Source organism: Nocardiopsis sp. KDC1DS13DA1, assembly GCF_055632325.1.
In genome coordinates this window covers 1-22568 of record NZ_JBVMUY010000046.1, presented here as the reverse complement: position 1 = coordinate 22568, position 22568 = coordinate 1, and the positions used below count along the sequence as shown (strand labels likewise).

Sequence of the window (22568 nt, the reverse complement as noted above, 5' to 3'; positions counted from 1 at the left end):
GGAGCTACTCGCGGCGATTCGAGCGAGTAATTTGACCGACTTTTCGGGAAAGATCTCCCCTGGTCGACCGGGCTCTTCCTCGGGCACGGTCCCACTGGCGCCGGACCGTCGGCCGGAACTCCCGCACGGCGAGCGCCCTGGCGACGTCCGCGAACTGCCGTGCCCGGTGCAGCTGCGCGCGAAGATCGGTGCCGGTCGCCCGGTGCTCCAGGGGCACCTCGACCTCGACCACCCGGAATCCCGACCGCAGCACGTCGATGGTGAGGCCGGTCTCCACCCCGAAGCCCGACGCCAGCGGCAGTGCCGCCTCGAAGGCCGCCCTGGTCAGGCACCGCTGACCGTTGAGCGGCTGCTCCGGCTCCCAGCCGGTGACCCGCCGCACGCCGCCGCGCGCGAGTCGCACCACGAACCCGTGGCCGCCCAGGCGCATGCGGGTGGCGGGGAACAAGGCGATCGTCATGTCGGCCCGCCCCTCCAGGACCGGCGTGACCAGCGGTTCCGCCCTCTCGGCGGTCACCCCGAGGTCAGCGTCGAGGAAGAGGAGGTGACGCGGCGGGCGGCCGGCCCCGACCGCCTCGGCGGCCTCGATGGCGCGCACGCCCTCCGCACCGGTCTCCATGGCCGCGCCCTTGCCCCGGTTGCGGCCGTGCCGGAACACGTGGGCCCCCGCGTCGCGCGCGACGTCGGCGGTGCGGTCCGCGGAGCCGTCGTCGACGACGACGACGAAGTCCACCCCCGGCAGCGCGCCCGCGGCGCGGACGGTCGTACCGATCCTGGCCGCCTCGTCCTTGGCGGCGATCACCACGGCGACCCCCGCGGGGTCGCCGGTCTGTTCCCGGCCCACGGTCACCCGGCTACTTGACCGTGCCGGTCCCCGCGGCCACCGGCAGCGCGTCGAGCCCGGAGTGGATGGTGAAGACCTCGTTCAGTCCGGTGACCTCCAGAACCTTCACGACCGCCGCCTTCGGTGCCACGAGCTCCAGGTCACCCCCCTTGTCACGGGAGCGCTTCATCGCGGACAGCAGCACGCTGATACCGGTCGAGTCGCAGAACTCCGTCCGCGACATGTCGATGACCAGCCGCCGTGCCCCGCCCTCCAGGGCCTCCAGGAGGCCGCTGCGCAACTGGGGTGCCGTGTACAGGTCGATCTCACCGCCCACGGTTACCACCGCGAGGTCGTCCTGAGATCGGCTTGATATCTTCAACTCCACAGTCGTGACTGTAGCGTCCCGACCAGCCACGGGCCACCTCGTTGACGGTGTTTCGCGACATCGGTCACGTTCCTCCGGGTGACTCCCCGGGCGGACTCCGGCCCGACTCCGCGACCGCTCAGAGCAGAGCGCCCCAGGCGGGGGCGCTCTCCCGGACCTGGGCGCGCACCGCGACCACGTCGTCGGGGGCCGGGTCCGGGCGCGTGTCGGCGGAGCGGTGGCCGAGGGCGGCGAGACGACCGGGGGAGAGGTCGTCGACGCCGATGTCCAGAACCGCCCAGACCGTGGTCGTGGTCGCGTCCATCTCGGTGCCCCACTGGCCGGCGAGCGACTGGACGATGCCCAGTCCCCGCCCGCCCAGACCGGACACGGACGGGCGCGCCACACGCGGCATGGTGCTGGACCCGCCGTCGCGGACCGCGATCTCCACCCAACCGCCGGACGGCGACCGGTGGTCCACCCGCACCCGCCAGGACACGCCGACCGTGTCCTGCGGGTCCGGCAGCGGGGACGCGTGCCGGAGGGCGTTGCTCACGAGTTCGCTGAGGATGAGGGAGGCGTCGTCGACGCGCTCGGCACCGATCTCCATGGCGCGCAGGTCACTGCACAGCCGCTGGCGGGCACCGGTCACGCTCATGGGGGCGTAGGGAAGCGTGACGCTCCGCTCGACCCGGTACGGGCACGACCCGTCGTCGAGTGGTGTGTTGTCTCCTGACACGGCCTTCGTCCCTGCGCGTTGGTACTTCGTCGGGCGGTTCGGAACCCGCCCGATGTGTGCCAGCGAATTCCACCAGGGGTGGAAATGCCCCGATCACCACGCGCGGAAACCCTCACCGAGGTGAATCAACGACGACGGCTCACGTCTGCGGACGTGGATCGCTGACGCGGCAAGGCTTCGGGACTTTTCGAGGTTTTTGTGGTTTCTTGTGCCTCACGGTACTCAGGTGAGTGGTCCGCACCGGGCTTCCCGTCCCCGGTCCCCGTGCGTACGGTCACCGCCTCGGAAGACTCCCGGGATCCGGCTGCCTCCTCGTCACCGTTGCGGCACACCGGAACGGTGAACCGCATCCGCGTCCCCCGTGGCAGCCGGTGCGCGGTGACATCACCGCCCTGCTCCCGCGCCAACTGGCGGACGATGTACAACCCCAGGCCCAGGCCGCCGAATCGACTGCGGTCGCCACGCGCGCCCAAGCGCACGAACCGGCCGAAGACCCGCTCCTCGTCCCCCGCGACCATGCCCATCCCCTCGTCGTCCACGACGACCACGGCCGCGCCGTCCTCCGCGCGGGCGCAGACGTGGATCATGCCGCCCTCCGGGGAGAACTTGAGCGCGTTGTCCAGGAGCTGGTCCATGATCATGCCCGTGGCCAGCGGATCGCCCAAGGCCATCGGCAGATCCTCGCCGGCGGCCAGGACCACGTCGTGCCGGTCCGACAGCGGTCGGAACGCCTGGACCGCCCGCCTCAGCAGTTCCCGCAGGTCGAACTGGACCCGGTCGACGTTCAGCTCGCCGCGCGAGGCGTCCGACCCGAGGCGGAGCCGCTCCACCAGGGTGACCAGGTTGGCCGAGCGGTCCGCGATCGTCCCGACCGCCTCGCGCTGGGAGCGGGGGCTCAGCCTCCCCCACTTGCGCACGAGCGTGGTGGCCAGGCCGTGGATGACCGTGGTCGGCGTGCGCAGCTCGTGCCCGCTCGTGGCCAGGAAGAACTCCTGCTCCTCCTCCATCGCCCGCTGCGCGGTGATGTCGCGGAAGTCCACCACCCACTCGTGGGTGCGCGGGATACGCGCCATGAGGATCTCCAGCCAGCGGCCGCCCTTGAGCTGGTGTTTGATCGGCTCGCCGTGCGCGGTCGGCAGGGGGAACGGCGGGTGCCGCCCCTCCACGCTCTCCGCCGGATAGCCGGTGAGCTCCACCGCCGACCGGTTCCACTTGCGGACCCTGCCGCCGAAGTCCAGAACGGCGATCCCGTCCGCGCTGGAGTCCGCGACCACCTGTTCGTGCACGCGCTGGAGGTTGAGCTCCTCGTAGGCCATGGCGTTGCCGATCGCCACCCCGGCGTGCGCGGCGAGCAGCTCCAACAGCTCCAGCTCCACGTGCCCGACCTTGCGCTGGCTGTAGAGCGCGTACAGGGCACCGTAGGGGCGCCCGTGCACGTTGGACACGCACAGGGCGATGGTGTGCAGCCCCGGGAGGTCCGCCCAGACCAGGTCCTGGAGACCGCGCGTGTCCTCGTTGGCCAACAGCACCGACTTGCCGCTGCGCAGCAGCTCGCCGAACAGGCTCGTCTCCAGGGGCGCGCTGAAGCCCTGGAGACGGTCGGACAGGTCGGTGAGACTGACCAGCTCCACGCGGTCCTCGTTGAGCAGGACGAAACCGCCCGCGTCGGCCCCGGTCAGCTCCGTGATGCTCCGGGAGATCCGGTCGAGCACCGACTTCAGGCTGAGGTCGGCGTTGATGTCGACCACGACGTCGGTGAGCCTGCGCACCAGCCGCGCCCGCTCCATGGCCGCCGCCTGGACCTGCGCCTCGTTCTCGCACGGCTGGAAGGTCAGCACCCACCCGAGGGGCTCGCCGTCGGCGTCGAGGACGCAGCTGGTGCTGACCCGCACGTCGACGACCGTGCCGTCCCTGCGCACCCGGCGGGTGACGATGGACAGGGGCGTACCCGAACGCACCTGTTCGAGGACCGCTCCGTGCTCGGACCACAGCTCCGCGGGGACGAACGGCACCTCGCCGCCGACAGCCTCCTGCGCGCTCCACCCGAACATGCGCTCCGCCGCCGGGTTCCACACGGTGACACGGAGTTCGCGGTCGATACCGACCACCGCGTCCCCGGACGCGGCCAGAACGGTTTCGGCGCTGAGGGGCGCGCGCTCGGAACTCACCTCGTCATAGTGCCACCCTGAAGCGCCCCGGTGGCAGGGCTTCGCGCAATCCGATGAAAATCGGCGGCCGACCGCCTCAGATCACCGTCGGCTCCCCGCCGGTCTCCGCCGTCATGTCGCGGCCGGCGTGCTCCCAGGCCTGCATGCCCCCGGACACGTTGACCGCGTCCCACCCCGCCTGGTTCAGGGCCATGGCCGCCTGGGCGGAGCGACCGCCCGCGCGGCAGACGACGTACACCCTCCGGTCCTGCGGAACCTCGCCCGCACGCGCGCCGAGCTGGCCGAGCGGGATGTGCACCGCGTCCGGGGCGTGCCCCGACCGCCACTCGTCGTCCTCACGGACGTCGAGCAGGTAGGCGCCCTCCGGCACCTCCGTGACGACCGTCTCCGGAACACCGTGCTGAAACATGTCCGACCCCCTGGGTCCGTACCGAAAAAAACTTCGAGGAAACCGTGTCGACGCGGGAACCACGCGTACACACGCCACGTCCAAGACGTATGGCCCAGTACCCCTCGGTGACGACCCCGCCGACCCGCCTCGCCGCACTCGCAGCCCTCGGCCTGCTTCTTATCACGGCCTGCGGCAACGAGCCCGACGAGGTGAGCGCGGGCGCACCCGACGCCTCCAGTCCGTCCGACCCCACCGTTCCCCCCAGCACCGCCTCCGAGAACGACGCGCCCCCCGAGGAATCCCCCGGCGGCACCGACGACCCGATGCCCGTCGACACCGACCCGGACGCCGCGGTCTCCCTGGTGATCGAACGCGCCCTGGCCGACAACCAGTCCGTGCCCCCGGGGTCCGGGTACACGGAGGGGACGTGGACGCTCACGTGCTCCCCCGCGGGCGGGAACCACCCCGACCCCGAGGCGGCGTGCGCCGAGATCGAGGCCGTCGGCACCGAACCGTTCCTCCTCGACACCACCGACATGATGTGCACCGAGCAGTACGGCGGCCCCGAGGTCGTCACCGTCACCGGACACATCGACGACGTCCTGGTCGACACCGAGTTCAACAAGAACGGCGGCTGCGAGATCGACCGCTTCGAGGACGTGAGCACCGTCATCGTCCCCTGATCCCGCCTGTCACGAACCTCCGCCCCGTCCGGGGCGGAGCGGGGGAGGGGACCGGTCGCGGGCGCACCGGTCCCCTCCCCCGCCTCCGCGGGCCGGGAGTCAGGACGTGTGGGGCGTGTCCCAGAAGGCGACCTCGTGGCGCATACCCTCCAGGAAGAGGCGCTCGGCCCGCTCGGGGTCGGGCCGGGCCTCCTCCAACCTGCGCCCGTAGTGCTCGGTCAGCCGGGTGAATGCGGGGTCGGCGTAGGTGTCCACCCAGCGCGCGTACCGCGGGTCGCCGGGGCGCGACGCCGCCAGTGCGATCCCGAGCTGGTTGTAGCCCCACATGCACGGGTACACGGCGGCGAGCCCGTCCCGGTAGTCGGCGGCGGCCTCCAGCAGCCACGAGGTGTAGGCCGCGCACGCGGGACCCTTCTCCTTCGTGGTCAGGTCCGCGCCGAACTCGCCCGACAGCGAGCGGTGCAGTTCCAGTTCCTCGTTCAGCGTGCTGTGCGCGATCCCCACCAGGTCGGCCAGGTGGTCGTCGGGCGCCTGCCACGCCAGGCGCGAGAAGGCGCGCGCGTAGTCCAGCAGGTACAGGTGGTCCTGCTCCAGCCAGTAGCGGAACGCGCGCTCGTCGAGGTCGCCCCGGGCGATCCCGGCGACGGTGGGGTGGGCCAGCTGCTCGTCGACCAGCGGACGTCCGATCGCGTGAAGTCGTTCGATGATGCTCACGTTCGCAGTGTGCCACCCCGCCCCTCGGCCGGGGAGGGCAGGTCCGGGCACAAAAGAGACCCGGTGGGGACCGCAGAGCGATCCCCACCGGGTATGTTGTGGGCGAGGAGGGATTTGAACCCTCACATCCTTTCGGACACACGGACCTGAACCGTGCGCGTCTACCGTTCCGCCACCCGCCCGAGTGACCTTCATCCAGTTGTATTGCCAGGTGGTGCGGGCCTTTCGGCCTGTCCGCCTGGCGACATTGATAAGGCTAGCACGGTCTGAACGCGGTTCGCACACGCTTTCCGGGCCACCCGTGACCGGCTCCGGGCGCACCCACCGGGGGGTGCGCCTGAATCCGGGGGCACCCCGGCCCGGTTACGATCGTCTACACATACGGAGTGGAGTACAAGGGAGGTACCTCGTGGGAGTGCTCCAACGCTTCGAACGCAGGCTTGAGGGCATGATCGAAGGCACCTTCGCGATGGCCTTCAAGTCTGAGCTCCAACCTGTCGAGGTGGCGAGCGCCGTTCAGCGGGAGATGGACGAACGAGCCGCGATCGTCGCGCAGGGACGCACACTCGTCCCGAACGACTTCATCGTCGAGCTCTCCGCCAGCGACAGGGAGCGCTTGGAGGTCTACGCCGACAGCCTCGGACAGGAGCTGGCCAAACTCGCCCGCGACTACGCGACGGAGCAGGGATACTCCTTCGTCGGCCCGGTCCGCGTCCACTTCCGGCCGGACGAGGGTCTCAAGACGGGACGCTTCCGCATCCGGTCGGGCGTCGTACGCGGCACCATGGTCAGCAAGGAGGGCGAGGTCCGGCAGCCGGTCGGCGATCCCGGAGCGACCGGGGGCGAACGCCAGGCCGGGCATCCGCGCCTGCTCATCTCTCCGGGTGGCGCCACCGCCGAGGGCAGCATCGCCAGCCACGGCATGCAGCAGTCCTTCGAGCTCACCACCCCCGTCACGCTGCTGGGCCGCGGCACCGACTGCGACCTGCGGCTCGTGGACAACGGGGTGTCCCGCCACCATGTGGAGATCCGTCTGGACGGCGACGAGGCGATCCTCGTCGACAAGGGCTCCACCAACGGGACCTTCGTCAACGGACAACAGGTCCGGCAGGCCCGCCTGGTGGACGGGAGCAGGATCAGCCTCGGCCGCACCACCATGACGTTCCGGCGCGACTGAGCGGAACCGACCGGGAGTTCGGCCGATCAGACTCGGCGGGATCGAAACCAACCCCGTCCCACCGACGTCTGACTGGTCGAAATCCGGTGGTGGCCGATTGCGGTACCGCTGTCGGATATGTGTCCGGGACGGTAGTCTCCGCGAAGACCTGACCGATCGGGCAGACTGTCCGCGGCCCCGGGGCCGCGGACCAGTGACCACGACAACTCACCGACCCGAAGGTGAGGCAGACTCGGTGGCGGCGCCGACGACCGTCACCCCGGCCGGAGCACGACAGGGGCTGAAGAGCGGTTCGATGTCCAACCTGACCCTCATATTGATCAAGATCGCGTACCTTGCGGTGCTCTGGCTGTTCGTCCTCATGGCGGTCGGGGTCATCAGCACCGACCTCTTCGGCCCGTCGAAGAAGAAGTCCCGGAAGAAACGGCCCCGCCCCCAGGCCCGTTCCGCGTCCGGCGGCGGCCCGTCCCGGCCCGCCCCGGCCCGCCAGCAGCGCCCGCAGCGGCAGCGCCGCAACGAGCCCGTGGTCCTGGCGGTCACGCAGGGGCCCCTCGCCGGCACCACCGTGGACCTGGCGTCCCAGCCGATCCTCATCGGCCGCGCACCCGACTCGACCCTCGTCATCACCGACGACTACGCCTCGGGTCGCCACGCCCGCGTCTACTCCGAGGGCGGCCGCTGGTTCGTGGAGGACCTCAACTCCACCAACGGCACCTATCTCGGCCAGCAGAAGCTGAACCGCCCCCAGCCCATCACGGTGGGGCAGCCCATCCGTATCGGCAAGACCGTCCTGGAACTGCGCAAATGACAATCGCTCTCCGATACGCGGCGTACTCCGACGTAGGATGCCTCCGCGAAGGCAACGAAGACTCCGGTTACGCGGGCCAGCACCTGCTCGCGGTGGCCGACGGCATGGGCGGCTACGCGGGCGGCGAGGTGGCCAGCTCGATCGCGATCTCCACGATCCGCCGGCTCGACACCGAGTCCTACGGCGCCGAGGAGATGGCCGAGTCCCTCCAGCGGGCCGTCGAGCAGGCCAACGCCTCCCTGTCGCGGCGGATCATGGCCGAGCCCCAGCTCGAGAACATGGGCACCACCCTGACCGCGATGCTGTGGTCGGGTCCCCGGGTGGCCCTGATCCACATCGGCGACTCACGCGCCTACCTGCTGCGCGGACCGCGCTTCGAGCAGATCACCCACGACCACACCCTGGTGCAGACCCTCGTCGACGAGGGCAAGATCACCGAGGAGGAGGTCGCCACCCACCCGCAGCGCTCCCTGATCCTGCGGGCCCTGGACGGCAAGAGCCCGGTCGACCCGGACATCTCCATCAGTGAGGCCAAGCCCGGTGACCGGTACCTGCTGTGCTCGGACGGGTTGTCCGGCGTGGTCACGAAGAAGTACATCCACGAGACGCTGGCGACCGAGGCCGACCCGCACGCGGCGGCCAAGAAGCTCATCGACCTCGCCATCCGCGGCGGCGGTCCGGACAACATCACCGCCGTCATCGCCGACGTCATCGACACCGGCACCGACCGCGAGGGCCCGACCACCGAACCGAGGGTGGTCGGCGCGGCCGACCAGCGGTCCGAGATCGACGAACTAACCGGTGACAACCCCGCCAGACGGGCCCAGGAGCTGCGCGGTTCCGGGGGCGACACCGCGGAGATGGACCGGGTGGAGGACGTGCCCGGGCCCGGCTACTCCGGCCCCTACGACGACTTCGACGACCGGGCGCCCCGAGGGCGCGGGCGCGGACAGGCGGAGGCGGAGCCGGAGTACCGCAGGCGCCGCTGGTGGCCGGTGGTCGTGGCCTTCCTCGTCATCGTGGCGCTCGTGGCGGGCGGGGCCTACTACTTCGGCCGCCAGTACGTCGACGGCCAGTTCTACGTGGGCCCCTCCTCCTCGGGCGACACGGTGAGCATCTACCAGGGCATCGACACCGACATCGCGGGTTTCAACCTGTCGGAGGAGGTCGAGGCGACCGACATCCGCCTGGACGACCTCAGCGAGGGGGACCGCTCCTCGGTCGAGGACACCATTCCGGTCGACAGCCTGGAGGAGGCCCGGGACCGGATCGAGGTGATCAACGCGAACCTGGCCGAGGCCGCGGCGAACGACACCGACACGGCGGACGCCCAGGACAGCCGGTCGGAGGACCCGGAGTCGGCTGACACCGGCGCGGAGACCGCCGAGGACGCCGAGTCCGGGACCGGGACCGCGGACCCCGACGCCGCGACCACCCAGACCCAGGAATCGGGGTGACCCCGTGAGCACCGCCACCGCGGAGGCGCCCACGGCGCTCCCCCCGATCAAGCGGCGCAACGCCGAACTCGTCCTCGTCGCGGTCGCCATCGCCATCACCATGGCCGGGATCGCCATCGCCGGGCTGAACCTGAACGGCCGGATCCCCGCGGCGATGTGGACCGTCGGCCTGACCTTCGGCGTCCTGTCCGTCGCCGCGCACGTGGCCATGCGGTTCTTCGCCCCCTACGCGGACCCGCTGATCCTGCCGTGCACCCTGTTCCTCAACGGGATCGGGGTCGCGATGATCTGGCGGCTGGCCGCCGTCGGGGCCGAGGACATCGAGCGCTCCGGCGCGGGCATGCAGCTCGTCTGGTCCGGAATCGGGATCGTCTGCTGCTTCCTGGTCATCATCTTCCTCAAGGACCCCCGGGTCCTCCAGCGGTACACCTACATCAGCGGCCTGGTCGCGATCGTCCTGCTGCTCCTGCCCGCCATCCCCGGCCTGGGACGGTCGGTCTACGGCGCCCGGCTGTGGATCGGTGTCGGACCGTTCACCATGCAGCCCTCGGAGTTCGCCAAGATCGCGCTGGTGGTCTTCCTGGCCTCCTACCTGATGAACAAGCGACAGGTCCTGGCGATCGTCGGCAAACCGATCAAGATCGGCCGGTTCAAACTCATCGACCTGCCCCGCGGCCGCGACCTCGCCCCGATCGCCGTCGGCTGGGTCGTGGCGATCGGCATGCTGGTGCTCCTGCGCGACCTGGGCACCTCCCTGCTGCTCTTCGGGACCTTCCTGGCCATGCTGTACGTGGCCACCCAGCGCTCCTCGTGGGTGACCATCGGCCTGGCCATGTTCATGGGCGGCGCCACCGTCGCCTACTTCCTCTTCTGGCACGTACGCGCCCGGGTGAACATCTGGATGAACGCCTTCGACCAGGAGGTCTACAACGCGGTCGGCGGTAGCCAGCAGCTCGTGCAGGGCATCGTGGGCATGGGCTACGGCGGACTGTTCGGCACCGGTCTCGGCGGCGGCGAGGCGCACACCATCTTCGCCGCGGACAGCGACTTCATCCTCGCCTCCCTCGGCGAGGAGCTCGGACTGACCGGACTGCTCAGCGTGCTGATCGTGCTGTTCCTCCTGGTGGAGCGCGGCATGCGGATCGCCCTGGCGTCCACCATCCCGTTCAACAAGCTACTGACCAGTGGAATCGCCTTCCTCCTCGCCTACCAGGTCTTCATCGTCCTGGGCGGGGTGAGCAGGGTCATCCCGCTGACCGGTTCGACCACGCCGTTCATGGCGGCCGGCGGTTCGGCGCTCATGGCGAGCTGGATCATGATGGGCATCCTGCTGCGGATGAGCGACATCGCCCGCCGCCCGGCACCGCAAGCGATTCAGGACGAGGGCGCGACCCAGGTGATCCGACGATGAACACTCCGATCCGCCGGCTCAGCATCTTCACGATGGCGCTGTTCGCCATCCTGATGCTGAACCTGACCTGGCTCCAGGGGTTCCGCGCGGACGCGCTGATCGAGGATCCGCTCAACACGCGCCAGTACAGCGAGTACCTCAGCCGACCGCGCGGGCCCATCGAGGTCGCGGGGGAGAGCGTCGCCTTCTCGGAGAACATCGCCGAGGAGAACACCGATCCCCTCTACCAGCGCGAGTACACCGGCGGCGGTATGTACACGCCGATCACCGGCGTCCTCAGCGTGTACAGCACCACCGGCGTCGAGAGCGCACAGAACTCGCTGCTCGACGGCACCGACGACCGGCTCGCGGTGCGCAACTTCCGCGACATCATCACCGGCCGCGAGCCCGAGGGCGCCCGGGTCCAGCTGACGCTCAACCCGGCGGTCCAGGAGGCCGGGTACAACGCCTTCCGGGACGGCGGCCTCCAGGGCGCCGCGGTGGCGGTCGACCCGAACACCGGAGCGGTGCTCGGCGCCGTCTCCTACCCCACCTTCGACGCCAACGACGTCGCGAGCGTCACCGACCGGAACACGGCCGTCACCAACTTCCAGGAGCTGGAGAACGACCCGAACCAGCCCCTGCTCAACCGCGCCTTCAACGAGCTCTACCCCCCGGGCTCCACGTTCAAGGTCGTGACCGCCGCCGCGGCGATCGAGAACCTGGACGCCACGCCCGAGAGCACACAGGAGGCCCCGGACCTGCGCGAGTTCCCGTCCGGCCCCCCGCTGCCCAACGCCACGTCGGGCGGCACGTGCAACGGCGGCGAGCCGGACACCCTGGCGCACTCGATCCAGATCTCGTGCAACACGTCCATGGCCAACTGGGCGATCGAGATGGGCGGCCAGGCCCTGTCCGACCAGGCCGCCGCCTTCGGGTTCAACCCGCCCGAGGATGAGGAGCTCCAGGTGCCGCTGAGCGTCACGCCGAGCCTGGCGCCGCCGGAGACCGACGAGAGCATCCTCGGCCGCGCGGGCATCGGACAGTCCAACGTCCAGGCCACCCCGCTCCAGATGGCCATGGTGGCCGCCGGTGTGGCCAACCGGGGCGAGGTCATGCGCCCCTACGTGGTGGAGTCGGTGCTGGACTCGGACATGTCCGTGATCACCGAGACCCAGCCCGAGACCTTCTCCCAGGCGGTCGAGGCGAGCACCGCCGAGGACCTGCGCGACATGATGGTGCTGGTCACCGGCCCGGACGGCTCCGGCACCAACGCCGCGATCCCCAACGTGGAGGTCGCGGGCAAGACCGGCACCGCCGAGACCGGCGGCGACCAGGGCACACACAACTGGTTCATCGGTTTCGCCCCCGCTGACGACCCCGAGATCGCGGTCGCGGTCGTGGTCGAGCACGGCGGCGTCAGCGGCAACCAGCTGGCGGCGCCGATCGCCCGCCAGATGATGGAGGCAGTGGTACTGGAGTGAGCGCCTACGAGCCCCCGTCCCAGAATGGTCCCGGTGGACTCGCCGGGACCGTTCTGAGTTCCCGTTACCGGCTCGAGGAGCAGGTGGGTTCCGGCGGCATGGGCGCCGTCTGGAAGGCCACGGACACACTGCTCAACCGGCCCGTGGCGGTGAAGCTGCTGCACCCGTCCCAGATGGCGGAGCCGACGGCCCGGCAGCGGTTCCGCACCGAGGGACGGATCGCCGCCGGACTGTCCCACCCCGGGATCGCCCAGGTCTACGACTACGGCGAGGAGGACGGGCGCGCTTTCCTCATCATGGAACTCGTGGTCGGGGAACCGCTCTCCCAGTTGCTGCGCGAGCAGGGCCGCCTGAGCCCGGACCGGACGCTGGACTTCGTCTGCCAATCCGCCCAGGCCCTGGCCGCCGCGCACGCACGCGGTGTGGTGCACCGAGACATCAAACCGGGAAACCTGCTGGTCACCGGCGAGAGCCAGATCAAGCTCACCGACTTCGGCATCGCCCGGGGCGACATGTCGGTCACGCTCACCCAGACCGGCATGGTCATGGGGACCGCCCAGTACATCTCGCCGGAACAGGCCTCCGGGCGGCCCGCGAGCGCGGCCTCGGACCTGTACGCGCTCGGTGTGGTGGCCTACGAGTGCCTGGCGGGGCAGCCGCCGTTCACGGGGGAGAACCCGGTGGCGCTCGCCCTGGCCCACACCCGCGACGAACCCCCGGAGCTGCCCGACGACGTCCCGGCCGACGTCGACGACCTCGTGTCGGTCCTGCTCCTGAAGGACCCCGACGAGCGGCCCGCCTCGGCGAGCGAGGTGGCGCACATGGCGGCCGTCATCCGCTCGAACGCCGGGACCGGTCCGCCGACACCGTCCGCCGGGTTCGGCTCCGTCGCCCGGACGGCCGTGGTCGGCGCGGTGACCGACACCGGCCCCGTGCGCAGGCGAACCGCCGACCAGGAGATCGTAACCCCTGGTGGCCAGGGTGACTCGGCTAGGCTGTCGGGTGCGTCCCGACGGCGTGTCAGCCTCCCGGTCGTCCTCGCCGTGGTCGTGGCGACGTTCGTCGTCGCGGCCGCCGTGGTGGCCGGGTTCCTGTACAACGGGACGCCCGAGGCCGACCCCGTACGCGACTCCGTCGAACCTCCGGCCCGGACGGAACCGTCCTCCCCCGCGCCCTCGGAGGCGACGGAGGAACAGGGCGGTGCGCCCGAGCAGCCCTCCAACGACGGAGCCGGCACGGGGTGGACCAACGAACCGGAGGAGACCGTCCAGGAGGAGGACCCCAGCCCGGAAGAGGACGAACCGACCGACGAGGTCCCCGACGAACCGTCCGTGCCCGTGGATGACGGCGGCACGACTCCCCCCGTCGACGACGGCGGCGGCGACGGCGGCGGCGGCGGGGAACCCCCGACACCAGACGACCCGGGCGACGGAGGCAGCGAGACCACGTCCCCGACGGAACCATGACGAGGAAATGAGCGAACGACGCTCTGGGTAGGCGGCGGCCCGCGGGCGGCCACCGGAAGACACGAGGATTAGTACACGACATGTCCCAGCCCCGGCTCCTTGGTGGACGCTACGAACTCGACACCGTCGTCGGGCGCGGCGGCATGGCCGAGGTCCACCGCGCACGCGACCTCCGGCTCGACCGGCTCGTCGCGATCAAGACCCTCCGACACGACCTCGCCCGCGACCACGTGTTCCAGGCCAGGTTCCGCCGCGAGGCGCAGTCCGCGGCCTCCCTGAACCACCCGGCGATCATCGCCGTCTACGACACCGGCGAGGACGTGGTGGACGGTGTGTCCCTCCCGTACATCGTCATGGAGTACGTGGACGGGCGCACGCTGAAGGAACTCCTCGACGACGACCGGCGCCTGCTGCCGGAGCGCTCCGCCGAGCTCGTCGACGGCATCCTGAACGCGTTGGAGTACAGCCACGACAACGGGATCGTCCACCGCGACATCAAGCCCGCCAACGTGATGCTGACCCGCAACGCCGAGGTCAAGGTGATGGACTTCGGCATCGCCCGTTCGATGGGCGACGACCAGGCGACCATGACCCAGGCATCCCAGGTCATCGGTACCGCCCAGTACCTGTCACCGGAGCAGGCGCGCGGTGAGCGGGTCGACCCGCGCAGCGACATCTACTCCACCGGGTGCGTGCTCTACGAACTGCTCACCGGTCAGCCCCCGTTCACCGGGGACTCCCCCGTGTCGATCGCCTACCAGCACGTGCGTGAGGAGCCCGTTCCGCCGACCGAGGTCGACCCGCAGATCCCGGACTGGCTGGAGGACGTCACCCTCCGCGCGATGACCAAGGACCGCGAGGAGCGCTACCAGAACGCCGCGGAGATGCGCGCGGACATCCAGCGCGGCCTGGCCGGGATGCCCACCCAGGCGGGCACGATGGCCATGGCGGCCGCGGGCGCGACCACTGCCCTGCCGCCCGCGAACGGCGGCGGGTACGGCGGATACGACGACGGCTACGACCGGTACGACGACTACGACGACCGGTACGACGAGGAGCCGCGCAAGGGCGGCGCGGGCAGGGCCGCCCTGTGGGCCCTCCTGGCCGTGGGCGTGATCGGGTCCCTGGTGCTGGCCTTCTGGCTGATCAACCGGAACGACCAGCCGACCGTCGAGGAGGTCGCGCTCCCCGACGTGGTCGGTGAGGCGGAGGACGCCGCCAGGTCGACCCTGGCCGGCGAGGGCTTCGAGGACATCACCACCGAACAACGCGCCGACGAGGCCGAGCCCGGAACGGTCCTGGAGACCGACCCGGAGGCCGGGACGCCGCACCCGGTGGACCAGGAGGTCGTCCTGGTCGTGTCCTCCGGCCCGGAGGCCGTGGAGATCCCCGGCGTGGAGGGGCAGACCGAGGCACAGGCCCGGAGCACTCTCGGCGACGCGGGGTTCGAGAACATCACCGTGGAGCAGCGGGCCAGCGAGAACGTCACCCAGGGCAGCGCGGTGGGCACCGATCCGCCCGCGGGCGACGAGGTGGATCCCGGCACGGAGATCACGCTGTACCTCTCCTCCGGCCCGGAGCAGGTGCAGGTGCCCGAACTGGTCGGCATGACCCGTGACCAGGCCGAGGCCGCGCTGGAGCAGTTGGGGCTCAGCGCCCAGATCACCGAGCAGCCGACCGCGGACTCGACGCCGGGCCTGGTGCTCTCCCAGTCCATCGCGGCCCAACAGCAGGTCCCGTCGGGAACCGTGGTGACGCTGACCGTCGCGGTGGCACCCGCAGAACCCCAGCCCCCGACGGACGGCGAGACGGACCCGGAGAACCCGGGGCAGCCCCCGACGGACGGCGAGACGGACCCGGAGATCCCCGGTGGTCCCGGCGACGGCGAGGACGGACTCTTCTTCCGGAACCCCTGAGGGCCCGGGAAAGGTGGGGGCCGCGCTCTTCGGAGCGCGGCCCCCCGTCGTTTCCGGAACCCGGGGCAGGATCGTGTCCACACGGCGGTGACGGGGGAGTGCCCTGGGGCGTAGACTGTGGAGCGTTTCGAACCGCCCACCTCTCTGGAGCAGCGCCCGTGCCCAAGTCCCGCAGCGACCGCAAGAAGAAGGCCGTCTACACGCCGCCTCCTTCCAAGGAGAAGCCCAAGGTCACTCCACGCTGGCTGGTTCCGACCATGCTGGGCTTCTTCATCGCGGGCATCCTCTGGATCGGCGTGTACTACATCGCCGGCCAGTACATCCCGTACATGCAGGACTGGCACAACTGGAACCTGCTCATCGGCTTCAGCGGCATCATCGCGGCCGTCGTCCTGTCCACGCGCTGGCACTGACGAACGTACCCCCAGGGGTTTCCACAGGGTTATCCACAGGCTGTGGGTAGCCTCCTTCGGCATGTCCGCATCCCGGGCGGTTCAGGCGGGGCGCACCACGGGCCCCGGACGCGTGTCCGGGGCCCGTCACGTCATCGGAGGCCCTGTGCGGTGCCCGGCACCGCTCAGACGAGCCCCGGGACGACGAGCAGCGCGGCCACGAGCAGGGCGGCGAGGGCCACCGTCGACAGCGTGTGCACGACCGTGCGCCTCGTCGCGCCCGCGTCCCGTCCCGGCAGGTAGGCGAAGACCGCCCCCAGGGCCAGGCCGGCCACCAGGCCGCCGATGTGGGCGGTCCAGGAGATGTTCGGGACGACGAAGGTCAACACGAGGTTGACCGCCAGGAGCGCCCCCACCATCCGCAGGTCCAGCCGGAGCCTCCGGCCGATCACGAACACCGCGCCGAAGAGCGCGAAGATCGCCCCGGACGCCCCCACCGCGAACCCGTGCGGCTCGACGAGCGTGGTGAGCACCGACCCGGCGACGGCGCCCAGGATCCACAGCGCGAGGAACCTCCCGTGCCCCAGCCAGCGCTCCAGCTGGGTGCCCAGGAGGAACATCGCGTAGCCGTTGAACAGCAGGTGGAAGACCCCGCCGTGCAGGAAGGCGGCGGTGATCAGCCGGTACCACTCGCCGTTCAGGACCCCGAGCCTCTCCCCCCACTCGGTGACCCCGGAGCCCAGCATGCCGAACTCCCAGATCAGGGGGGAGGATCCGGCCGACCCGACCCCGGTCACCAGCTGGGCCAGGTAGCCCGCCGCCATCAGGACCAGGATCGTCCAGGTGACGTAGGGCTTGCTCACGGCCCTGCCGCCGAAGGCGGTACGGGCGGGGCGCGTCGCACGCCTGCCCGCCGCCACGCAGCCGGGGCACTGGAACCCCACCGACGCCTCGACCATGCAGTCCGGGCAGATGGGCCGCTCACACCGGGTACAACTGACGCCCGTCTCCCGGCCGGAGTGCCGGTAGCAGGTGCGCGGTGCACCGGGGGGCGGTGACGACGCGGTCATGGGCGGGTTCTCACTCCTCGGGCTCTGGGCACGTCGGTCCGCGCTATCGGGTGATCTCGACGGACTCGACGGTGACGTCCGTGAGCGGACGGTCGTTCGGGTCGGTCTTGACGTCGGAGATCCTCCTGACCACGTCGGAGCCCTCGACCACCTCGCCGAAGATGGTGTGGCGGCCGTTGAGCCAGTCCGGCTCGCCGACGGTGATGAAGAACTGCGAGCCGTTCGTGCCCGGACCGGCGTTGGCCATGGCGAGCAGGAACGGACGGTCGAAACGGAGGTTCGGGCTGATCTCGTCACCGAAGGTGTAGCCGGGGCCGCCGCGCCCGGTACCGAGCGGGCAGCCGCCCTGGATCATGAAGTTCTCGATCACCCGGTGGAAGATCGTGCCCGTGTAGAGGCTGTCGTTGGACATCTTCCCGGTGGCGGGGTCCATCCACTGCTTGGAGCCCTCGGCCAGGCCGATGAAGTTGGCGACCGTCTGGGGAGCCTCCTTCTCGAACAGCCTGACGACGATGGTCCCCTCGGAGGTCCTCAGCCGCGCCGTGGGCTGACCCTTGGAATCCGACACCTGAGCGCCTTTCGGTCGAGCGTACTTGTGTGATTACGTTACCCGTCCGGTCCCATCGGTTCGCCGGAACCCCGTTGACCTGTGGACGACCGGCCCGGTGTCGAAGCGCCAAACCGAGAAGGAGAGGACGTAAGTTGAGATAACACCCGGATAACACGGCGACCAGCCGCCCGCTGGGTGGACGGAGAACGATCGAAGGAGCTGAAGACGTGCCCATCACTTCGAAGCGTCGCAAGGCACGCAAGGAGGCGGAGGCGACCCTCGCCCGCCTCCAGGAGCTGGCCCGAACGCAGGCGGACCGCTTCGGCCCGTACGCCGACCAGGCACGGGACCAGGCCGCCCTGAGGCTCCTCCAGGCGCGCGGGTGGACCGCTCCCCGGCTGGAGACGGCCGCACAGCGGGTCGAGGACACGGTGGCGCCGCGGGTGGCCGGGATGCTCAACGCGGCGGCGCACCGGGTCGAACCGCGCCCGGCACCGCGCGGGAAGGGACGCCTGTGCGGGGTCCGTGTCCCCCGCGCGGCTCTGATCGGTGGTGCGGCCGTGGTCGGCGGTGTGATCGTGTACTCGCTGATCCGGCTGCGCCAGGCGTCCCAGGACGCGGAGTGGCAGGAGCACCTCGACCAGGCCCGCGACCAGGTCCGTGAGACCCGGGAGAACCTGGAGGAGAAGGCCACCTCGGCCAAGGAGAAGGTCCGTGCCGCCACGAGCCACGAGCGGGCCGAGAAGAACGGACACCCCGACCACTGACGCGCGGGGGCGCGGCGGTGTGTCCCCGCGCCCTCCCCCGTCGCCCTCAGTCGTCCTTGAGCACGCGGAAGAACATGGGATAACGCCAGTTCCTCCCCATGAGGGCGGCCAGCGAGGCGACGGCGGGAAGGATCATCACGCCGAGGACGACGTAGGCGGTGACCAGCAGCGGAAGGACCAGCCAGACGAGCAGCAGGCTGCCGATCCCGGCGATCAGGCAGAAGAGCTGGAAGTTCAGCGACTCCATGGCCTGGCGGCGGACGTAGGGCGAGAGCCTGTCGCTCGCCAGGAAGATCAGCAGCGGGACCACGACCGGGAAGAAGTAGTTCCCCGCGTGGGCGCAGGCCGCGACCACGCGTTCCACCGGTGTACTGGGCAGCGCCGCCCCGGGGTCGGCGGTCTTCCCGGGAGCCCCGAGGGGGCCCGGCGGACCGCCCGGTGCCGGCGTCAGATCCCGGGTGAGCGGTTCCAGGTCGCCCCGCACCTTGGCCCGCATCGCGAGGTCCAGGCGCTGGTCGAACTCCTCCTCGTCCAGCTGGCCCAGGCTGTAGGCCTCGCGGAGCGTCTCGGCCACGGCGTCCCGGTCGGCGTGCGTCAGGCGGAGCTGCGGATGCTCCTGCGGGCGCCGCATCGGGTACTGACGGTCCTGCGCTGCCACTCCCACTCCCAACGCCGAAGGGGGCACGGCCGTCCTCCCACGTACCGTGCTCCCTCCATCATGCGTCATGCGCGGGCGGCCGGGCATCGGGGCACACCCTGATCCTCCCCTGATCCCCTCCTGGGGTGCCCCGACGGTGTCTCCTGCGGACCGCGCTCCACCACCGCCCGCGGAGTGCACCGCGACGGGGTGGAACACCTCCGCTAGCTCCGTACGGCGACGGGCGCGTCCCTGCGGGCCTGCTCCGCCTCGTAGTGACGCTCGGCGGAGGTCAGCAACTCGTACCAGTCGGTCACGTCCTTGCGCCGACGAAGCAGGGCGCGGCGCTCGCGTTCGGTCATGCCTCCCCAGACACCGAACTCGATGCGGCTGTCCAACGCCTCGGCCAGGCACATCGTGCGCACGGGGCAGCCCCGGCAGATGAGCTTGGCACGGTTCTGGGCGGCACCCTGCACAAAGAGGGCGTCGGGGTCGATCTCCCGACATTTGGCTCGGGCCGCCATCTTCTCATTCCACATGTTGCCCCACTCCCAAGATCAGCATGTGTGGTGATCGGAAATCCCGCCGGACGGCCGGCGCGACCGCCGACGGAAGACGAGGAACGGCCGATCCGAGGACTGCCAGACGGGGGGCCGCGGCTCGTCTTCGGGGGTTGGTCGTTTCGGCGCGCTGTCTTCCTCGTTGTCGTTGGTGTCGAAACTACGGATCGTCCCTGTTCACCAACAGTCCCCAAGTGGCCTATTTCTCATATGGCCCACTAGGGCCATTGCACTTCTGGGATGTGTCATCATACACACACGGAGAGTCACTAGATGTGGTAGAGCCGAAGTCATTCCACAGCAACCGGGATGACCTGCGAGTTCGCCGCAACAACCCAGTGTCGCGCGGGATCGGGCGAAGCGGTCACCCCACCCGATCGGACTAGAACCCGTGCACACAACGCAACGGCCGCCCGGGACACCGCCCCACGCGCCGTCCCGCCGCGGCCGTCCGACGCCTGACCTGGCCCTCCACCCGTGTGAGGGCTTCGGACCTCGCGGATCGGCGGGCCGCGGCCCGCCCCACCGCGGTGCGGACGCTCCCCGGCCCGGGGAGGCCGGTCGGGACTTCGACGCGTCCGTCTCGGCGGGCGCGGACGCGCGGGAGAGATGGAGGTGTTCCGTCCTCATCGGGCCGTCGGGCCCGATGGCGGGGCACGCGCCCGGACCGCCTGGCGACGCGGGCAATGTGCACCATACGTGCGACGGCCGCCCGGGCGTGTGCCCGGGCGGCCGTCGTGACGTCTTCTGGCTGTGGAAAGACGAGTGGAGCCAAGGGGAGTCGAACCCCTGACCTCCGGTATGCAAAACCGGCGCTCTGCCAGCTGAGCTATGGCCCCTGAACCCAAGGAGAGCATACCTTCATCCGAAGGCGGTCCCGGTCACAGGGACCGCGAAGCCGTGGGTCGCACCACGGGTACACCGGCCCACCCACGTCTTCGTGTCACTGACGGACGAGCGCGGGACACCCCACTCGCCCGCCGCGCGATCAGCTCTCGCTGGCCGCCGTGGCCTCGGTCCACAGGTCGAGCTCGGCGCGGTCCGCCTGGATCTTGCGGTAGACGGCGAAAGCCCCGAGGGCCACCAGCGCCAGAACGATGATCTTCTTCACTGTCTGGACCCTTTCATCCGGTTCCTACACACGAGCACCCGCCGGCTGCGGGGGCTCCAAGAGAACTTTATGAGGTTGTCACCAAGAGACTAGCAAGGGATCCGACCGGGGGCTCAGGTGAGCAGTGCCATACGGCGCAGGATCCCGACGGTGGCCTCGGGCGACACCGCGACCCGGACGAGTTCGGACCACACCCTCTCGCACGAGCCAACCGCCTCCTCCGCTTCGACGATCATTCCGCCCTGGGTGGCCTCCACGTACGCCAGCGAAGCCTCGCCCTCGTCGAACTCAAGGACGGAGAAGGGCCCCGCGACACCCGGGTGCGGTCCCGCGGAGGTCGGGAGGAGTTGGAGTGTCACCCGGCCCGATCCGGCGAGTTCGATCATGCGGGCGGCCTGTGCCCGGAACAGCGAGAGATCGGACACGACACGCTGGAGCGCGTCCTCCTCCACCACCGCGTGGTAGCGGAGCAGACCGCCTCCGTCGAGCACCTCCTGGCGCTTGAGATAGGCCGCGACCATCCGCTCCGCACCCTCCTCACCGTGTCCCACGGCCCGCGCGACCACGGCGGTGTAGTCGGGGACCTGGAGGAGGTCCGGGACGAGGATGCCCGAGTACACCCGGACCCCGACCGCACCCGCCTCGTTGCCCACGTAGGCTGACGGGAGCACGTCCTCGTACTCGGTCCACCACGGCCTCAGCCGTGACTCCCGCACCAGGGTCAGAATGGCCTCCCGCTGCCCGCCGGAGACACCGTAGAGGCGCAGGAGGGCGGAGATCTCCATCACCGAGGGCCACTTGCGGATGCCCGTCTCGATGTGGCCCAGCTTGGCCGGGGACCACTCCAGCTCCTCCGCAACGTCGCTGAGCGTCATTCCCGCCTCCACACGGCGGCGACGCAGTTCCGCGGAGAGTCGGCGACGACGAACCGTGGGGCTGCTCATAACACGGCTCCAATGACACAGGGTGAAGGTATGTTCCCAGCGAAACATGGCATCTAGCATCTAGCAATGCGTTTCTAGAAATAGGACACCCCACGCGCCCCATATGTCGCAGAAGGAAACAGCGTACGATGGAGGCGCGTTCCCGCACACGTAGAGGACATCCATGAGCTACCCCATTGACGACGCCGAGCAGCTGATCGCGAACGCTGAGGCCGAGATGCCGCCGAGCACGCGCTCCCGCCTGATCGCCAAACTCCGCATGGGGAAGCACATCGACGAGGCCGCCTCCGAACTCGGCATCACGCCCAGGACGGTCTTCTCCACCGCGCGCATCCTCCAGTCGTTCGGCGACCAGCTGGACGCCACCCTGACGGAGCAGCGCGACCCCGCTCTCCGCCACGGCACCGTCACCGGCTACAACAAGCGCTGCCGCTGCCCCGAGTGCCGGAGCGCACTCCAGCAACACGTGTAGTGTCCGCGTCCGGCCAAGGCCACGACCTGCGCTAACGCCCCGTTAACCCAGACTTCTCGAACGAATCCCGCGCACGCAGGCTTATCGGCTCGGAGTTTGGGGAGATCGCTCAACATGAACGAGCACGTGGACTGGTCGACGATGAGCGAAGAGGACTTCGTGGCGCTGCTGCGGCAGTTGATCGAGAGCCCCGAGGCCGACGAGGACCAGTAGCCCCCCGGCGAACTCCCCCCGGGGCGGGTGCCCCGGGGCGGCGCGTGATGCACCGCACCGGCCTTCCGGTTCCCCCATGAGGAGAGCGGTCACCGGAAACGGTCGTATGCCCCCGGTCGGCGAAAGCGACCGGAACCACAATGCTCCGGATTCATGCGTACGCCGCCGCATCCACTCCGGTTTCACATGTTCACAATGATGCGCGCACAAAAAGAGGGGGCCGTCCCCACAAGGACGACCCCCTCCAAGAAAAACCGTGGCAGCGACCT

Annotated in this window: 23 protein-coding genes and 2 tRNA genes; 11 read left to right on the top strand and 14 right to left on the bottom strand. The window is 70.1% G+C overall.

Translation table 11 applies throughout. From position 1 onward, the window contains the following. Positions 1 to 4 precede the first annotated feature (4 nt). From ACTVAJ_RS26335 to ACTVAJ_RS26315, 5 genes are all read right to left on the bottom strand, one after another. Entirely contained in the window at positions 5 to 850 is an 846-nt protein-coding gene (locus tag ACTVAJ_RS26335) for a glycosyltransferase family 2 protein (protein ID WP_470390966.1), read from the bottom strand. A gap of 4 nt (positions 851 to 854) precedes the next feature. Next, complete coding sequence (locus ACTVAJ_RS26330) at positions 855 to 1211, bottom strand: STAS domain-containing protein (RefSeq protein WP_470390965.1); 357 nt, start codon at positions 1209 to 1211, stop codon at positions 855 to 857. A gap of 118 nt (positions 1212 to 1329) precedes the next feature. Next, on the bottom strand, positions 1330 to 1929 hold the full coding sequence (locus ACTVAJ_RS26325) for an ATP-binding protein (protein WP_470390964.1): 600 nt from the start codon (positions 1927 to 1929) through the stop codon (positions 1330 to 1332). A gap of 125 nt (positions 1930 to 2054) precedes the next feature. Continuing rightward, positions 2055 to 4097: a PAS domain-containing sensor histidine kinase gene (locus ACTVAJ_RS26320; RefSeq protein WP_470390963.1), complete on the bottom strand. Its 2043-nt coding sequence runs from the start codon at positions 4095 to 4097 to the stop codon at positions 2055 to 2057. Positions 4098 to 4173: 76 nt separating this feature from the next. Continuing rightward, the gene (locus ACTVAJ_RS26315; RefSeq protein WP_470390962.1) at positions 4174 to 4506 is read right to left on the bottom strand and encodes a rhodanese-like domain-containing protein; all 333 of its coding nucleotides are present in this window, start codon (positions 4504 to 4506) and stop codon (positions 4174 to 4176) included. 89 nt (positions 4507 to 4595) lie between these two features. On the opposite strand from ACTVAJ_RS26315, the gene ACTVAJ_RS26310 reads away from it, so the two are divergent. Next, positions 4596 to 5171 carry an SSI family serine proteinase inhibitor gene (locus ACTVAJ_RS26310; RefSeq protein WP_470390961.1) on the top strand — a complete coding sequence of 192 codons (576 nt, stop codon included), beginning with the start codon at positions 4596 to 4598 and terminating at the stop codon, positions 5169 to 5171. Between the two features lie 99 nt (positions 5172 to 5270). On the opposite strand, the gene ACTVAJ_RS26305 is transcribed toward ACTVAJ_RS26310, so the two are convergent. After that, the gene (locus tag ACTVAJ_RS26305) at positions 5271 to 5885 is read right to left on the bottom strand and encodes a TenA family protein (protein WP_470390960.1); all 615 of its coding nucleotides are present in this window, start codon (positions 5883 to 5885) and stop codon (positions 5271 to 5273) included. Positions 5886 to 5984: 99 nt separating this feature from the next. Beyond that, positions 5985 to 6067, bottom strand: a tRNA-Leu gene (locus ACTVAJ_RS26300). 227 nt (positions 6068 to 6294) lie between these two features. Here ACTVAJ_RS26300 and ACTVAJ_RS26295 point away from each other — a divergent pair. The 8 genes from ACTVAJ_RS26295 (at position 6295) to ACTVAJ_RS26260 (ending at position 15996) form a co-directional block, all read left to right on the top strand. After that, positions 6295 to 7062 carry an FhaA domain-containing protein gene (locus ACTVAJ_RS26295; RefSeq protein WP_470390959.1) on the top strand — a complete coding sequence of 256 codons (768 nt, stop codon included), beginning with the start codon at positions 6295 to 6297 and terminating at the stop codon, positions 7060 to 7062. 295 nt (positions 7063 to 7357) lie between these two features. Then, the gene (locus ACTVAJ_RS26290; RefSeq protein WP_470390958.1) at positions 7358 to 7870 is read left to right on the top strand and encodes an FHA domain-containing protein FhaB/FipA; all 513 of its coding nucleotides are present in this window, start codon (positions 7358 to 7360) and stop codon (positions 7868 to 7870) included. Further along, entirely contained in the window at positions 7867 to 9327 is a 1461-nt protein-coding gene (locus ACTVAJ_RS26285; protein WP_470390957.1) for a Stp1/IreP family PP2C-type Ser/Thr phosphatase, read from the top strand. Before ACTVAJ_RS26290 ends, ACTVAJ_RS26285 begins: the two co-directional genes overlap by 4 nt. Positions 9328 to 9331: 4 nt before the next feature. Beyond that, positions 9332 to 10738 (top strand): FtsW/RodA/SpoVE family cell cycle protein, encoded by a 1407-nt coding sequence (locus ACTVAJ_RS26280; RefSeq protein WP_470390956.1) that lies wholly within the window; start codon positions 9332 to 9334, stop codon positions 10736 to 10738. Further along, on the top strand, positions 10735 to 12201 hold the full coding sequence (locus tag ACTVAJ_RS26275; protein WP_470390955.1) for a peptidoglycan D,D-transpeptidase FtsI family protein: 1467 nt from the start codon (positions 10735 to 10737) through the stop codon (positions 12199 to 12201). Before ACTVAJ_RS26280 ends, ACTVAJ_RS26275 begins: the two co-directional genes overlap by 4 nt. Then, positions 12198 to 13667: a serine/threonine-protein kinase gene (locus tag ACTVAJ_RS26270; RefSeq protein WP_470390954.1), complete on the top strand. Its 1470-nt coding sequence runs from the start codon at positions 12198 to 12200 to the stop codon at positions 13665 to 13667. The genes ACTVAJ_RS26275 and ACTVAJ_RS26270 overlap by 4 nt, the downstream gene beginning before the upstream one ends. Positions 13668 to 13747: 80 nt before the next feature. After that, positions 13748 to 15583: a Stk1 family PASTA domain-containing Ser/Thr kinase gene (gene pknB / locus ACTVAJ_RS26265; protein WP_470390953.1), complete on the top strand. Its 1836-nt coding sequence runs from the start codon at positions 13748 to 13750 to the stop codon at positions 15581 to 15583. Between the two features lie 158 nt (positions 15584 to 15741). Then, entirely contained in the window at positions 15742 to 15996 is a 255-nt protein-coding gene (locus tag ACTVAJ_RS26260) for a cell division protein CrgA (protein WP_470390952.1), read from the top strand. Between the two features lie 164 nt (positions 15997 to 16160). On the opposite strand, the gene ACTVAJ_RS26255 is transcribed toward ACTVAJ_RS26260, so the two are convergent. Both ACTVAJ_RS26255 and ACTVAJ_RS26250 read right to left on the bottom strand, forming a co-directional pair. Next, on the bottom strand, positions 16161 to 17045 hold the full coding sequence (locus ACTVAJ_RS26255; RefSeq protein WP_470390951.1) for a rhomboid family intramembrane serine protease: 885 nt from the start codon (positions 17043 to 17045) through the stop codon (positions 16161 to 16163). 43 nt (positions 17046 to 17088) lie between these two features. Continuing rightward, entirely contained in the window at positions 17089 to 17613 is a 525-nt protein-coding gene (locus ACTVAJ_RS26250; protein ID WP_470390950.1) for a peptidylprolyl isomerase, read from the bottom strand. Positions 17614 to 17822: 209 nt separating this feature from the next. Here ACTVAJ_RS26250 and ACTVAJ_RS26245 point away from each other — a divergent pair, with 209 nt between their 5' ends. Beyond that, complete coding sequence (locus tag ACTVAJ_RS26245; protein ID WP_470390949.1) at positions 17823 to 18362, top strand: hypothetical protein; 540 nt, start codon at positions 17823 to 17825, stop codon at positions 18360 to 18362. 46 nt (positions 18363 to 18408) lie between these two features. Here the strand turns inward: ACTVAJ_RS26245 and ACTVAJ_RS26240 are convergent, their stop codons facing one another. The 5 genes from ACTVAJ_RS26240 to ACTVAJ_RS26220 form a co-directional block, all read right to left on the bottom strand. After that, entirely contained in the window at positions 18409 to 19020 is a 612-nt protein-coding gene (locus tag ACTVAJ_RS26240; RefSeq protein ID WP_470390948.1) for a DUF1707 and DUF4870 domain-containing protein, read from the bottom strand. Between the two features lie 203 nt (positions 19021 to 19223). After that, positions 19224 to 19538, bottom strand: coding sequence for a WhiB family transcriptional regulator (locus tag ACTVAJ_RS26235; RefSeq protein ID WP_470390947.1), 315 nt, complete (start codon positions 19536 to 19538; stop codon positions 19224 to 19226). Between the two features lie 787 nt (positions 19539 to 20325). Beyond that, positions 20326 to 20398, bottom strand: a tRNA-Ala gene (locus ACTVAJ_RS26230). Between the two features lie 149 nt (positions 20399 to 20547). After that, entirely contained in the window at positions 20548 to 20670 is a 123-nt protein-coding gene (locus ACTVAJ_RS26225) for a DLW-39 family protein (RefSeq protein WP_014912962.1), read from the bottom strand. A gap of 113 nt (positions 20671 to 20783) precedes the next feature. Continuing rightward, complete coding sequence (locus ACTVAJ_RS26220) at positions 20784 to 21614, bottom strand: helix-turn-helix domain-containing protein (protein ID WP_470390946.1); 831 nt, start codon at positions 21612 to 21614, stop codon at positions 20784 to 20786. A gap of 163 nt (positions 21615 to 21777) precedes the next feature. Between ACTVAJ_RS26220 and ACTVAJ_RS26215 the strand changes: the two genes are divergently transcribed. After that, entirely contained in the window at positions 21778 to 22086 is a 309-nt protein-coding gene (locus ACTVAJ_RS26215; RefSeq protein ID WP_470390945.1) for a hypothetical protein, read from the top strand. The last annotated feature ends 482 nt before the right edge of the window (positions 22087 to 22568 follow it).